At 61.9% G+C, this 16,970-nt stretch carries 1 protein-coding gene (cut by a window edge); it reads right to left on the reverse strand.

From position 1 onward, the window contains the following. On the reverse strand, positions 1-16,970 hold the 3' portion of the coding sequence (locus tag AAIH70_RS15770) for an Ig-like domain-containing protein (RefSeq protein WP_430034598.1). 11,278 nt of this gene lie beyond the right edge of the window; only the last 16,970 of its 28,248 coding nucleotides appear in the window; its start codon lies off the right edge, out of view — the gene reads right to left on this strand; the stop codon is at positions 1-3.

Raw genomic sequence — 16,970 nt, forward strand, 5'->3', positions numbered from 1 at the left:
CTATTCCCGCCACTGCGACAATGCCCGCGACAGATCGGACGCGGCGTCCTCGCCCATCGTCAGCTGATACTGCAGCTCGTCGGAGAACAGGCTCGGGATGAGCAACGCCTCGCGATCGCTCTCGTGGTTCATGATCGAGCCGTTCATCAGGTCGATGCGGACATCGTCGGCCACCGGCTCGCCTTCCGGCGAAATGCCGCTGATCCGCAGATCGATAAACGGCAGGCCGGCCGGCGGATGGCCGATGACGATGCCCTGGCGGGTGGCGCGCAGCCAGTCCGGCAGCGGCGAACCGTCCGCCTGTGTGACCGTGAAGGATGCATCATCACCATAACCGGGCGATGGCATGATGTAGAGCTGGCCGGCATAGATCATCGTATCGACGCTGAACCAAGTCAGCGATTCCCGGCCGTCGAACAGGCGGGTATTGGATCCGCCTTTGTAGAAGCCGACCGTGAACTCATCGATGCGGCGGCCGCTCTCGATCCAGTCGCTGATCTGGCGGGCCGCATGGAGAACGGCAGCCTCATCCGGCAGAGAGCCGACGCCGTTGAGCGAGCGGATCGAATTGACGACGCTTTCGACCGGGCCATTTTCGCCGATATCGCCGGCAATGCCGTTCAGGCTCTCCATGACGGTCCCGCTTGCAGGCGCTAACGCATTGCTGGCCGTGTCGAGATCCGGCGTCCATGTGACCGCCGGGACATCGCCACCGAAGTTGGGCGCCGGCGGTTCGTATTCGATCGTACCGATCGGCAATTCCGGCTGCGGACTGCCGGCCGACACGACCGTGATGACGACCGTGAAGGAGGAGACTGTTTCGCCGTCGCTGACCGTATAGACAAACCTGTCCGGCCCGGAATAACCGGGAAATGGCTGGTAACGATAGGTGCCATCGGCAAGCACGACCAGCGTTCCATGGGCCGGCTGTCGGCCGACACCATAGGTCATGGCAGCACCTTCGGGATCGATCGCCGGCGGCAGCGTGCCGGCCGAGACCGCATCCTGCGGCACAGAGATCGAGGTGCCGGAACCGAGCGGCGCATCGTTGACCGGCGTTACCTCGATGGTGACGCGGTAGCTCGATGTGGTGATGCCATCGCTGACGACATAGGTGAAGACGTCCGTGCCGTTGTAATTGCGATCCGGAGTGTAACGATAGAAACCGTTCGGATCGATGGTGACGGTGCCGTGCGCGGCATTGACGCCGAGGAAATAACGCACCGGTTGGCCATCTGGATCGGTGGCCGCCGGAAGGGCGCCGAAGACGGCCGTATCTTCAGGCGTGGTGGTGACAAGGTCGGAGCCGACCGGCGCCGTATTGGGCGCACTGACCGAAACCGTCACCGTGTAGGTGCTGCTGCCGGCACCGTCGCTGACCGTGTAAGTGAAAATGTCGGGACCACTGTAACCGACGGCCGGCGTATAGGTGTAGCGGCCATCGGCGGAGATGGTGACCGTGCCGTGCGCGGCGGCGGTTCCCAGCCCGTAGGTCACCGGCGAGCCTTCCGGATCGAGTGCCACCGGCAAGGCGCCTTGCGTCGTCACGCCTGGGCCGACGGAGATCGACAGATCAGACCCTTCCGGCGCGTCGTTGACGGCTGCGACATAGACGGTTGCCGTATAGGTCGAGATCGAGGTGCCGTCGCTGATCGTGTAGGTAAACGTGTCGGTGCCGTTGAAATTGCGATCCGGCGTGTAGGTGAAACTGCCATCGGAATTGACAATCACAGCGCCATGCACCGGTCCGGCTGCAAGCCCGTAAGTGACGTTCGGGCTGTCGATATCGGTTGCAGGAGGAAGCTGGCCGCTGGTGGGCACATCTTCCTGCGTGGCGACCGTGGCATCCGTGCCCTGTGGCGCGTCATCGACAGGCACGACGGTGATGCTGATCGTGTACTGGCGGGTGAACAGTCCGTCGGTAACGCTGTAGCTAAAACTGTCCGGGCCGAAATAGTCGAGCGCCGGCACGTAGCGATAGGTTCCGTTGGCCAGGATCGTCACCGTGCCATGGGCTGCCTGCCCGACCAATGCGTAGGCAAGCGGATCACCATCGGCATCGGTTGCCACCGGCAGCGTGCCGTCGAAGGGCACGTCCTCGATGACGTTGATCACACCATTCGCGCCGACAGGCGCATCCGGCGATGCCGTGACAGTGACGGTGACCGTGTAGGTGGATGTCAGGTTTCCATCGCTGACCGTGTAGGTGAAGCTGTCGGTGCCGTTGTAATCCGGGTCAGGAACGTAGGTATAGGCACCGTTCGGGCCGACCGTTACGGCACCATGGGTGGCCGCCGAGCCGAGACCATAGGTGAGAGGCGTCTGGCCATCGGGATCCGTGGCGACCGGCAGGGTGCCACTTGCCGTGCCATCCTCGCCGACGGTGAAGGCGTAATTCGAGCCCACCGGCGCATCGGCGACCGGCAGAACGGTGATGCTGATCGTGCGGATGATGGTGCTGACGCCATCCGTGACGCTGTAGGTAAAACTGTCCGGGCCAAAGTAGTTGGCGGCAGGGACGTAACGATAGCTGCCATCCCCAAGAACGGTGACCGTGCCATGTACAGCCTGTCCGGCCAGCGCATAGGTGAGCGGATCGCCATCCGGATCACTCGCCAACGGCAGGGTGCCGTCATAAGGCACATCCTCGGTGACGGTAGCCGTGCCATCAGATCCGACAGGCGGGTCGTTCTGGGGCGTCACGTTGACGGTCACGGTATAGGTGGAAACCGCCGTTCCGTCCGTCACCGTGTAGGTGAAGCTGTCGGGACCGTTGTAATCCGGGTTGGGGATATAGGTGTAATTGCCGCCGGCATCGACCGTTGCCTCGCCGTAGAGGGGTGCCACACCCAGCCCATAAGTGAGGCCGGTGCTGTCGGGATCGAATGCCACCGGCAGCGTGCCGCTGGCCGTTTCGTCTTCCTCGACCAAAATCGTCAGATCGGAACCACGCGGCGCGTCGTTGACTGCCGTTACCGAGATCGTGATCGTATAGGTCGCGGTCTCGTCACCATCGCTCACCGTATAGGAGAAGCTGTCGGGGCCATTGTAATCGGCGGCCGGTGTGTAAACGAAATCGCCATTGGCAGAAATCGTCACCGTACCATGTGTCGGCGCCTGCGGGCCGGCGCTATAGATGACCGACTGGCCTTCCGGATCGATGGTCGGCGGCAGCGTGCCGGAATAGGGCTGATCCTCGACCGCGACAATGGCAGCATCGCTGCCGCGCGGCGCGTCGTTGACCGGCTGGACGTTGACCGTCACCGTATAGGTCTGCATCGCATCACCGTCGGTGACGGTGTAAGTGAAGCTGTCAGGACCCGAGTAATCCGGATAGGGCGTATAGGTGAAGTTCCGACCCGGACCGCCCGTGACGGTGCCGTTCAGCGGCTGCACACCGATGCCATAGGTGACCGGATCACCATCGGCGTCGGTGACTACGGGGAACAGGCCGGTATAGACCTGATCCTCGACCGGAGTGATGGTGATATTGCTGCCGACAGGCGCGTCATTGGCGGCACCGACCGTGACTTCGACTGTGTAGGTGGACGTCGCGGTGCCATCGCTCACCGTATAGGTGAAACTGTCGAGGCCATTGTAATCGGCGGCAGGCGTATAAACGAATGTACCGTCGGCGGCGATGATGACGCTACCATGCTGTGGCTGCAGCAGACCGGGACCGTAGGTAAAAGGCTGGCCTTCCGGATCGATCGCCACCGGCAGGCGGCCGGTATAGGCCTCGTCCTCGATGACGCTGATTTCCGTATTGTTGGCGCGCGGCGCATCGTTGACGCCCGTGACCGTGATCGACACCGTGTAGGTCGATGAGGCGGTACCGTCGCTGACCGTATAGGTGAAGCTGTCGGCACCAAAATAGTCGGCAAACGGCGTGTAGACGTAATCGCCATTGACGCCGATCGTGACGGTGCCGTGCAGCGGCGCAGCACCGAGCTCATAGGTGAACGCATTCCCTTCGGGATCGACGGCGAGAGGCAACTGACCCGGATAGGCCTGGTCCTCTATGACGGTGATGGCATCATCACTTCCGCGCGGCGGATCGTTCACACCGCCGACAGTGACCGTGACGGTATAGATATTGGTGGCCGTGCCGTCGCTCACCGTGAAGTTGAACGTATCGGAACCGCTGTAATCCGGGTTGGGCGTATAGGTGAAATTGCCATTGGCATCGACGATTGCGACACCGTGCAATGGCTGCGAGCCGAGACCGTAGATGACCGGCTGGCCTTCTGGGTCGATCGCCGGCGGCAGCGTGCCGCTATAGACCTGATCCTCGGACGCGCTGATGGCGATACCGTTCGAGCGCGGCGCGTCATTGACTGCCGTGACGTTGACCGTGACCGTGTAGGTCGAGGTCATCACGCCGTCGCTGGCCGTGTAGGTGAATGTGTCGGGGCCATTGTAATCGGCAAAGGGCGTATAGATGAAATCGCCGTTGGGCTGCACCGATACCGTACCGTGCTGCGGCAGGACGCTGCCGACATCATAGGAAACGGAAAGGCCTTCCGGATCGACGGCAACCGGCAGACGGCCGGTATAGGCCTGATCCTCCGTCGCGGTGATCGTCACATCGCTGCCGCGCGGCGCGTCGTTGTCACCCTGAACATTGACCGTGACGGTATAGGTCGAGGTCGCGAAACCGTCGGTCACCGTATAGGTGAATGTGTCCGGACCATCGTAATCCGGGTTGGGCGTGTAGGTGAAGGTACCGTTGGCCGAAACCGTGGCCGTGCCGTGCTGCGGCTGCGAACCGACCCCGTAAGTGAAGGGCTGGCCTTCCGGATCGGTGGCCGCAGGCAGAGTGCCGGTATAGGTCTGATCTTCTGTAGCGGTGAACGTCAGGTCGCCGGCACGCGGCGCGTCGTTGACCGGGGTCACATTGATGGTGACGGTATATGTCGTGGACAGCAAGCCATCGCTGACCGTGTAGGTGAACGTGTCCTGACCGTTATAATCGGGGTTCGGGCGATAGGTGTAATTACCCTGTGCATCAACGGTTGCCGTTCCATGTGCCGCTCCACCGGCAATCGCGTAGACGACCGTTGCGCCTTCGGGATCGGTCGCAACCGGCAGGCGGCCGCTGGAAACACCGTCTTCCGGCATGGTGACGGTCAGATCCGCACCACGCGGGGCGTCGTTCACATCGGTGACGGTGATATCGATGCGGTACTGGATCGTCGTCAAAAGCCCATCGGTGACCGTGTAGGTAAAGAAGTCCGGGCCAACATAATCAGCGGCCGGAACATAGGTGTAGCGTCCGTTGCCGAGCACTGTCACCGTGCCGTGGCCAGCCTGCCCGACCAGCGCGTAGGTCAGCGTATCGCCATCGACATCGGTCGCGACCGGCAGGATATCGTTATAGGGCGTGTCTTCGGTCACCGTGATCGTGCCGTTGAAGCCAACCGGCGCATCGTTGACCGGCGCGACATTGACGGTGATCGTATAGGTCGCGCTCGCGGTGCCATCGCTCACCGTGTAGGTGAAGCTGTCCTGACCGTAGAAATCGGGGTTCGGCGTATAGGTGAAATTATTTCCGGTACCGAGCGTGACCGTTCCGTGGGCCGGCGACTGCGTGCCGAGACCGTAGATAACAATCGCACTTTCCGGATCGGTGGCCACCGGGAACTGCCCGTTCAGCGGCTGATCTTCCGTAGCCGGGAATGTCGCATCACTGCCGCGCGGGGCATCATTGACCGGCGTGACGGTGATGAACACCGTGTGGGTCGCGGATGCAACGCCGTCGCTGACCGTATACTGGAAGCTGTCCTGACCGAAATAATCCTGCCGCGGGACATAGGTATAGGTGCCGTCGATATTGATGGTCACCGTGCCCTCGGTAGGACCTGCCGCCAGACCGTAGGAGACCGGCGAGCCTTCCGGATCGGAGGCGGTTGGCAGGCGACCTGGATAGGGCGTGTCTTCGGCAACGGTGATCGTGTCGTCGAAGCCGGTCGGCGGGTCGTTGACCGGGGTAACGGTGATCGTCACCGTATAGGTGTTGCTCGCCTGGCCGTCGCTCACCGTATAGGTGAAGCTGTCCATGCCATTATAATTGCCGGCCGGCGTGTAGGTGTAGGTACCCGTCGGGGAAATAGAGACCGCGCCGTGCGCCGGGCCTGTCCCGACGGCATAGGTGATGGTCGGATTGTTGCCATCCGGATCGCTGGCGACCGGCAGCTGGCCAGTTTTGACAGTGTCCTCGAGCGTATCGATCGCCAGATTGCCGGCGCGTGGTGCGTCGTTGACGCCGAGCACGTTGACCGTGACTGTGTAGCTATTGCTGATCAGACCGTCGCTGACGGTGTAGGTAAACGTGTCCTGACCGTAGAAATCCGGGTTGGGAATATAGGTATAGGTGCCATTCGGCGCGATCGTCACCTGACCGTTTGCCGGCACCGTCGAGCCGAGTGCGTAGGTGACGCTGGAGCCTTCCGGATCGGTGGCGCGCGGCAGCGTACCATTCGCCGTTACGTCTTCGGTGACGGAAATCGTGGCGTTCGAGCCGACCGGGGCGTCATTGACCGGATCGATCGTGATCGATACCGTACGGATGACGCTCGTCTGACCATCCGAGACGCGGTAGGTGAACTGGTCGGTACCGTTGTAATTGCCCGTCGGCGTATAGGTGAAGCGACCATCCGTGCCCATGCTGACGACGCCATGCGTCGGGCCTGTTGCCACTGAATAGTTCAGCGTGTCACCGGCATCGGGATCGGTGGCGATGACACGATCAACCAGAGGCGTATCTTCATCGATGGTGAAACTGTAATTGCCGGCAACAGGCGCCGCATTGTCGGAGCCGACATTGATGGTCACCGTGTGGGTGATCGTCTCGGTTCCATCGGTCACCGTGTAGGTGAATTCGTCGAAGCCGAAATAGTCGGCATTCGGGGTGTAGGTGAAATTGCCGAGCGCATCGACCGTGGCGACGCCGTTGATCGCTTGGGTCGCGAGAGCGAATTCAAGCGGATCATTATCGACATCGACCGCCGTCAGCTGGCCGCTGACAGCCTGGTTTCGTGGCGTCGTGACATCGACATCGACGGCAACAGGTGCATCGTTGACCGGGCGCACGGTGACGGTGACGGTATAGCTGGAACTCGCCTGACCGTCGCTGACCGTATAGGTGAACGTATCGGTGCCGTTGAAATCGGGGCGCGGCGTATAGGTATAGAGGCCGCCCGACGTAATCGAGACCGTGCCGTTGGCCGGCTGCGAGCCGACGTCGTAGGTGACGGTTGTGCCTTCGCGATCGGTGGCGACCGGCAGCGAACCGGTGGCCGGGCCGCCATCCTCATCCATGGAGAATGCAGCATCGGCCGCCGTCGGGGCATCGTTGACGGGCGAGATGGCGATGGAAACGGTGACCGTGCGAACACCGCCCTGCCCGTCGCGGACCTCGACCTGGAAACTGTCGGCGCCGTTATAATCGAGCGCCGGCGTATAGAGGTAGCGGCCTGCATTATCGATCGTGACCGTGCCGTTTCCGGGCTGGGTAACGACGGCATAGGTCAGCGGATCGCCGTCCGCATCCGTTGCCACGATCGTGCCGGAGACGGGCGTATCCTCGGCGGTCGAGATCGACTGGTTTTCCGCAACCGGCACATCGTTGACCGGCTGAATGAAGATGGTCGACTGGCTGGTGGCGATCAGTTCGCCGCCGGCGCCGCTATTGCCGCCATCGCTGGTGGTCATTGTGAGGCTGACAGCGGCATTGCTGTCGGCGATCGGCCGGTAGATCGGCGCCACCGCGCTGGCGAGATAGGCGTTTATATTGGCAAGCGTGCCGGTGAGCACGATCGTGCCGGTGCCACCACCGGTGACATTGACACTGCCGCCGCTGAAGGCGGTGATCGTGCCGCCGCTGACGGTCAGGTTCACTGTGATCGGACCATTGCCGGCATCGACATCGGTGATGGAAATGCCGGACAGCGGCAGCGCGCCATCTTCCAGCATGGAATAGCTGGCCGGCAGCGTGTTGACCGGCGCATCATTGATCGGCCGGACAAGGCCGGTGACGGTTGCCTGCGCCGTCAGCGCGCCATCGGAGACCGTATAGGTGAAGGACGGCGTGCCGGAGTAATCGGGCGCTGCGGTAAAGGTGATCGTACCGTTGGCATTGAGCGATACCGTGCCGCCGGTCACCGTGACCGGACTGCCGGTCGAGATCGGCTGGCCATCGATCTGCGTGACCGCCAGGGTATCACGATCGATATCGCTGTCGTTGGCAAGAACGTCGATGATGGCAAAACCGTCTTCATCGATCGCAAAGCTGTCGTTGTTTGCGACCGGCGCATCATTGACGGCGGTGACGGCGATCGTGACCGTTGCCGAAGAGACACCGCCATTGCCGTCATCGATCTGGTAAACGAACGTATCAGTGCCATTGAAGAACGCCACAGGGACATAGGTGAATGTACCATCGGAATTCAGCGTCAGCGTGCCGTGTGCCGGCTGGGTGACCAGCGAGACAGAAAGCGGATCGCCATCGGGATCGGTATCCGGACCATTGCCGCCGCCGGTCAACACATTGCCGCCGAGAATGCCGCCTTCCGCGACGCTAAAACTGTCGGCAACAGCCGTCGGTGCCGGGTTGATGACGGTCAGCACAAAGCTCTGCGAAACGGTGCCGCCATTGCCGTCGCTGGCGGAGACGATGATCGTAAATTCGTTGCGACCGGTCAGGCCGGACGCAGAGCGATCGATCGTGCCGTAGATTTCGCCGGTGGCAGCGTTGATCTGCAGCCCGGTGGGCTGGCCAGCAATCGCATAGGTCAGCGTGTCGCCATCGGGATCGGAGAAGGTTCCGGCCGTCGGGTAGGAAATGGCCTGGCCATCGCTCCATGTCTGGTCGGGCAGCGGGCCGGCGACCGGCGTGTCATTGGTGCCCGTCACGGTGACCGTCAGCACCGCCGTTGCGGTCAGGCCACCCGGATCGGAGATCTGGTAGGAGATCGTGGTGGTGCGGGTCTGGCCGACCCTCAGATCATTGAAGGCCGCACCGGGATCGAACGAATAGCTGCCGTCAGAGGCGATGACGAACGTGCCGCCATTGCTGCCGGCGAGCGGCAGGCCGACAGAAGTGGTGCCGCCGACTGCGATGACGAGAATGGAATCCCCATCCGGATCGCTGTCGCTGCCGACGATGACATTGCCGGTGATGGCGATGCCCTGTTGCGTCGTGGCATTGTCGTTGACGGCAACCGGAGCATCATTGACCGGATTGACGGTGATGGTGACGGTCGCGATATCGGTCAGGCCGCCCGGATCGGTAACGATCACCTGGAAACTGTCGGTGCCGTTGAAATTGAGCGCCGGCGTATAGGTATAGGTGCCGTTCGGGTTGACGGTGACAGTGCCGTGCGCCGGGGCTGCATATGGCGCATAAACCAGCGAATTGGCGGCATTGTCGATATCCACGGCAACGATCTGGCCGCTAAACGCAGTGTCCTCATTCGTCGAGACCGAGACGTCCTGCATGACGGGCGCATCGTTGACCGCGGTGACGGTGATCGTCATCGAATAGGTCACCGTGTCGGTGCCGTCGCTGACCGTATAGGTGAAGGTGTCGGTACCGTTATAGTTCGGGTTTGGCGTGTAGGTGTAGGTGCCGTCCTGGCGGATGACCACCGCGCCATTGGCAGGCGGCGTGCCGACCGCATAGCTCAGCGTATCGCCCTCGGCATCGGTGACGGCGGGAAGAGCCGCTGTCAGCGCACCATCTTCGGCAACCGTGCCGGTGCCATTGGCGCCGATCGGCGCGTCATTGGTGCCGGTGACGATGACCGTCAGTGTGGCGGTGGAGAAACCGCCCTGCCCGTCGGAGATCGTGTAGGTGACGGAGGTTGCGCGGGTGTCGCCGGCGCGCAGGGCATCGAACGCCGTGCCGGGCACGAACTGGTACTGACCATCGGAGCCGATGCGGAACGTGCCGCCGGCAGAGCCGGTGACAACAGCGCCCACACTGCCCGCCACGCCGTTGACGGCGGAGACGGTGATGGTGTCGCCATCCGGGTCGATATCGGCGCCGGAACCATTGTCGGCGAAGACCGAGCCGGTGCGGGTCTGGTTTTCGCCGGCCTGGACCAGATCGTCACGGGCGATCGGTGCAGGGTTTGCGACCGCAAGCGAGAAGGTCTGGGCGACGGTGTTGCCTGCCGGATCGGTTGCGGTGACGGTAACCGCATAGGGGCCGGCGACCGAGGCATTGCTGGCCAGCGTGCCGGTGATCAGGCCCTGCGCATTTATGGTAAGGCCGGTCGGCAGGCCGATCTGGCTGAAGGTGAGCGTATCGCCGTCCGGATCGGAGAAATAACCCGAAACGTTGATCGAGACGGGATCGCGATCGTTATAGGACTGGGTCGGGATCGGCGTTGCCACCGGAGCATCCGGCTCCGCGCTGACATTGACGGAGACGGTGAAGGTGACCGTCGTACGACCGTCATTGACAGTGTAAGTGAAGCTGTCGGGGCCGTTGTAATTGGCGGCCGGCGTATAGGTGTAGTCGCCGTTCGGGCTGATGGTGACGGTACCGCGCGACGGCTGCGTGGCAACCGCGAAGCTGAGCGTATCCCCATCGACATCGAAGGCTGTGAGCGTGCCGGTGGCGACCGTGTCCTCGATGACGGGGATCGTCGTCGTTCCGTTGACCGGCGCGTCGTTTTCACCGTTGACGGTGATGGTGAGCGTCGCGGTGGTTTCCGCGCCCTCCGTATCGCGGATCGTGTAGGTCACAGACGTCGTTCGGCTTTCACCGACCTGCAGGTCGTCGAAGGACGTGCCGGGATTGAACGAATACGTGCCATCGGCGGCGAACACGAACGATCCGCCGTCACTGCCCGTCACGGGCGAACCGACTGCACCGGCTGCACCGACGCGGACGATGGTGAAGGTCTGGCCTTCCGGATCGCTGTCATTGGCGAGCACCGAGCCGCCGTTGAGGACGGCGTTTTCCGTCGTCGTGCCGGTATCGTCTATGGCAACGGGTGCATCATTGACCGGAATGACGTTGATACTGGTAACGGAGGCTGCAGACACGGCACCGAGCGTGTCGGTAACTGTGAAGGACAGAGTACGGACACCGGCTGCCGGATTGTCGCTGCGGTTTTCGTAGCTGATGGCGCGCAGGAAGGCGCTGAGATCGGCATCCGGCACGATGACATTGGGTCCGGCTGCATTCTCGATATGCAGGCTGTTGCCGCTATAGGTGTAGCGGAAAGTCGTGCCGCCAAATGTGAGCGTGCCACTCGACGCATTACCGTAAGCAATGTCGACGACGCCATTCAAATGGACGATCTCGAGCGCACCACCGGCACCGAAACCGCCAAGTGCGACATCCATGGAAACAATGCTACCTTCGACGTCGAAGACAGAAGCATCCGGCGTGGCGATGGAGACGGCAGCGCCGCCTTCGACGAAATCGATCGCACGGTCGGTGCCGGCGCCGGCACCGTTGAGATCGATGATGGCAGGGTCGTTGACAGGGGTGACGGTGATGGAGATCAGACCATCGTCAAAACCGCCATTGCCATCGCTGATGCGATAGGAGATCGCGACATTGCCGTTGAAATTGGCGGCAGGCGTGAAGGTGAGCCTGCCGGTATTGTCCATGGTGACGACACCATTGGCGACGGTGACACTGCCACCTGCAACAATCGACTGCCCTTCGATCGAGACCAGCGTCAGCGGATCGCCATCGGGATCGCTGTCTGCGCCGGCAACATCGGTGACCGGATTGAAGGTGATCGGCGTGTCTTCGGCGGTCGTATAGCTGTCATCGACGGCAACCGGCGGCGGATTGGTGACGGCAAAGACAAAGCTCGTCGATGCCGAAAGGCCGGGGCCGGTTGGCGGCGCCTGACCAAAGCGGTCATAGGCGGTGATGGTGACCGTATAGGGGCTGCTCGCCGAGGCATTGGCGGCCAGACGACCGCTGATGATGCCGGTTTCTGCGTCGTAGGTGAGGCCGGGCGGCAGGTTGGAGACCACGTAATCGAGGTCGTCGCCATCGATATCGGAGAAATAGCTGGAAACGTCGAGGCTGAAGGTCGAGCCGTCCGCTTGGCTCTGGTTGGGAACCGGCGATGCGGTGGGCGCATCGTTGACCGGATCGACGGTGATGGTGACGCTTGCCGTGTCGCTGCCACCATTGCCGTCGTTGATCGTGTAGGTGAAGGACTCCGTGCCATGGAAATTGGTAGCCGGCGAGAAGCGCAGGACGGGATCGCCGGCGCCGTTCAGAACCAGCTGGACGCTACCGTTGGTGGTGGCGACCGAAGGACCGTTAAGCGTCAGGTTGACGCCATTGACGAAGATGACGGTGCGGGTGTCGTTGTCGAGATCGACGTCGTTGGCGAGAATATCGATATCGACCGGTGTGTCTTCGTCAGTCGATGCAACATCGTCCTTGGCATCAGGGGCGACGTTGTTGATGATGTAGACGAACTGGATCGTGCTGTTCAGCCCGGACGGATCCGTTGCCTTCACCGACACGACATAACTGCGGGCGCCCATCGGGCCTGACGCATCGCTGGCGATCTGGCCGGTGATAATGCCGGTCGTGGTACTGTACTCGAGGCCCGGCGGCAGGCCGGTGATTTCATAGGTCAGCGTGTCGCCTTCGGGATCAACGAAGTGCGACGAGGTATCGAAGCTGATGACATCGTAGTCGTTGCGCTGCATGTCGGCGATCGGCGAGGTGATCGGCGCGTCGTTGCTGGCGTTGACGCTGATGGTGACGATACCGGTGGAGACGCCGCCCTGACCATCGGTAACGCGGTAGATGATGGTGTCTGTGCCGTTGAAATCGAGATTGGGCACATAACGAAGGGTGCCATTCGGATTGACGGTCACGGTGCCATTCGCGGCGACCGGGGTAAATGTCGGGTCGAGCGAGAGCGGGTCACCGTCCGGGTCGGTATCGTTGGCGACGACGTTGATATTGTCGAGCGGCGTGTCTTCGGGCGTTGAGAAACTGTCGTTGACGGCGGTCGGGGCCGGGTTGGTGACGTTGAAGACAAAGGTCTGGCTTGTCGACAGGCCACCGGTGAGACGGTCTGTTGCCGTGACGGTGACGACGTAACGGCCATTGGTGGCCAGCACCGAAGCATTTTTGGCAATCTGGCCGGTAATCGTGCCATCGGGGTTCATGTCCAGCCCCATAGGCAGGCCGCTGGCGGAGAAGCGCAGTGTGTCGCCGAGGTCGGGGTCGGTAAAATACGAAGCAAAAGCCAGTTGCGTGCCCGAGACGACCTGATAGTCCGCCATCGTCACTGATGGCAGCGAGGCTGGCTGCTCGGGCGCCGTATTGACGCCTGTGACGGTGACGGCGATCGTCGCCGTGCTGGAAGCGCCATCGACATCGGTGATGGTGTAATGGACGACGGTAGTACGGGTCTGGCCCGCGCCGAGATCCTCGAAATCATTGCCGGCGTCGAAGGAATAGGTGCCGTCCGCATTGACGATGAATGTGCCGCCCTGCGAGCCGGCTACACCGACGCCGATATTGGCGGCAGAGCCATTGACCTGACTGAGATCGAAATCGTCATCATCGGAATCGTTGCCCAGCCAGTCACCGCTGCCTGAGCTACCTTCACTGACGCCCAACTGATCGTTGACGGCATAAGGCGGCTGGTTGGTGATCGTCCAGATGATGGTCTGCGTAGTGACACCACCGGCACCGTCGCGTGCCGTGACGGTTACCGCATAGCGGCCATTCGGGACAGCGGTTGAGGCGCTGCTGTCCAGCGCACCGAAAATGCGGCCATCCGGCGAATATTGCAGGCTTCCCGGCAGTCCGGAGACCTCGAATGTCAGCGTCGCAGAATCGATATCGCTGAAATACGGCGCGATGCTGAAATCGATCGGCTGGGTGTCGCCATCGGTGCGATCTGGGATAGGTGTCGCGACAGGTGCGTCGTTGACCGCCGTGACAGTCACACGCACGGTTGCGGTGGAGACACCGCCATTGCCGTCCGAGATCGTGTAGACGATCGTGTCTATGCCGTTAAAATTGGCATTCGGAGTGTAGGTGACCGTGACACCGTCGGCGTTCACAGAAACAGTGCCGTGTCCGGCGGAAATGGCGGTGATGGTCAACGGATCGCCATCCGGGTCGATATCACGGCTGGTACCGTTGAGACCGCCATCGGTGTTGAAACCGCTGATCGGATTGAAGACGATGCTGGCGTCTTCGGCCACGGTCACCGCATCATTGACGGCTGTCGGCCCCGGATTGGTCACCCTGAGGGTGAACTCCTGGAAAGTGCTGTTGCCGGTCGCGCCGGCGCCGTCATAGGCGGTGATGCGGATCGTGTAGACGCCGCCGTTCAGCTGGCTGGCGTTCTTGTCGATCGTGCCGAGAATGGTGCCGGTGGCGGCATTGATGGTCAGGCCGGCAGGCAGGCCCGTTGCCGTGTAGTTGAGAACATCGCCATCCGGGTCCGTGAAGAAATCGCCGGTATCAAGCGCCAGCCCCTGGCCATCGGCACGCACAATGTCGTTGGGAAGCGGCTTGACGATCACGGGCGCATCCGGGACCGCAGTAATGTTGACGCGGACGGTTGCCGTGGCAACGCCGCCGTTTCCATCGTCGATCGAATAGGTGAAGCTTTCCGAGCCGTTGTAGTTCGCATTCGGCGTGAATCGCAGGTACGGTTTGCCATCCTGTCCCACCAAAAGCGTGACCGTGCCATGCGCGGTCGCCAGCGGCGTATTGAGCGTCAGGTCCTTGTTGTCGACACGCACGATCGACAATACGTCCCCATCCGGGTCCCTGTCGTTGGCAAGCACGAAGATATCGACAGGCGTGTCTTCCGTCGTCGTCACGGTGTTATCGAGCGCGACGGGCGGCAGGTTGAGAACGGTATACCGGAAGGTGATCGGCGTGACGCCGCCCTTGCCGTCGTTGGCAGTAACGATCACCGTGTAGACGGCCTCACCGGTTGGGCCGGAAGCGCCGCTCGAAATCGTGCCGCTGATGACCGAGCCGTTGAATGTAAGCCCTGCCGGCAGGCCGCTGACGGTATAGGTCAGCGTATCGGCATCGGGATCGCTGAAGAAACCGCGCACGTCGAGCGTATCGGCATCGCCGTCATTGCGGGTGCGATCTGGAATGGTGCCGCCAACCGGATCATCATTGACCGGCGTAACGGTGACCGCGACGGTGGCGGTCGCCGTGCCGCCATTGCCGTCGGAGATCGTGTAGACGATCGTGTCCGTACCATTGAAATTGGCGTTCGGCTGATAGGTGATCTGGCCGTTTGCGCCGATCGTGACCGAACCGTTGACGGCAGTCGCGCTGGTGATGAAGAGCGGATCGCCATCGGGATCGCTGTCATTGGTGAGGACGTTGATCGTATAGGGCGTGTCTTCAAGCGTGGTAAAACTGTCGCCGACGGCGATCGGCGCCGGGTTGGTGACCGTGTAGGTGAAGGTGCGGGCAACACTGCCGCCATTGCCATCGGATGCCGTGACGGTGACGGTGTAGACGCCGTTGCCGTTCGGGCCGCCAATGCTCGCCTGGCGGTCGATCGTGCCGGTGATGACGCCGGCTGCGGTGATCGAAAGCCCAGCGGGAAGGCCGCTCTGGCTGTAGCTTAACGCATCGCCATCTGGATCGCTGAAGACACCGGACACATTGATGCTGATGCTGGCGCTATCGGTGGCAGAACGGTTGGGCAGCGTGCCGGCGGTCGGCGCGTCGTTGACCGGCGCCACATCGACAGTGACGGTGTATTCGTTGGTGCCGCCCTTGCCATCGCTGACGATGAAGCTGAACGCATCGCGGCCGTTGAAATTCGCATTCGGCGTGTAGGTATAGGTGCCGTTGGCATTGATAACGACGGTACCATTGGCCGGTGGCGTGGAGCCGGCGGCATAGGTGACGGTATCACCGGTATCGACATCGGTGGCAGCCGGCAGCGTGCTGGAAAGCACCGTGTCCTCGTTGATACCGACGGTGACATCCGAGGAGACCGGCGCATCATTGACCGACGTGACCGTACCGCTGATGTTACCCGTCGTGCTCAGGAGGCCGTCGGAGACGGTATAGCTGAAGCTGACCGGGCCGTTGAAATTGGCCGTCGGCGTGAAGGTCAGGCGACCATCAGCATCGAGCGTGACAACGCCGCCGGTAACGGTGACCGAACCGTTGATGGCGATCGGCGTGCCGTTGATGGCGGTGATCGAGATGGCATCGCCATCAATATCGCTGTCATTGGCGCGCGGATCGAAAGTGATGACCGTATCTTCGGGCGTGGTGAACGTGTCGTTGACGACGGTCGGCGCATCGTTGACCGGCGTGACAGTGCCGGTGACGGTAGCGGTGGCCGCGCCGCCATTGCCATCGGAAACCGTATAGTTGAACGAGATCGGGCCATTATAATTGGCAGCCGGCGTGAAGGTCAGCGTGCCATTGGCATTGAGCCGGACACTGCCATTGGTGACGGCGACCGAGGAGTTGACGGCAATGGCACTGCCATTGACCTGGGTGACCACAAGGCTGTCGCCATCGATATCGGTATCGTTGGTGACCACGGCAATATTCACCGCATTGTCTTCGGCGGTGGTGAACGTATCGTCATTGGCAACCGGCGCATCGTTGACCGGGGTCACCGTGCCGTTGACCGTGGCGGTTGCCGTGTTCCCCTGCCCGTCGGACAGGGTGTAGGTGAAGGACGGGGTGCCGAAATAGTTGGCGTTCGGTGTGAAGGTCAGCGTGCCATTGGCATTGAGACGCACCGAACCGCCGGTAACGACGATGCTGTTGCCGGAGGTGATGTTGGTGCCGTTGATCTGCGTGACCGACAGCGTGTCGCCATCCGGATCGCTGTCGTTGGTGCGTACATCGAACGTGACGGCAGTGTCTTCTGCCGTCGTGAACGTATCGTTGACGGCGACCGGCGGATCCTGCACCGGCGTGACCGTGCCGTTGACGGTGGCGCTTGCCGTGT

Origin of the sequence: Neorhizobium sp. BT27B (assembly GCF_050455485.1) — a bacterium.
GTDB lineage: Bacteria > Pseudomonadota > Alphaproteobacteria > Rhizobiales > Rhizobiaceae > Neorhizobium.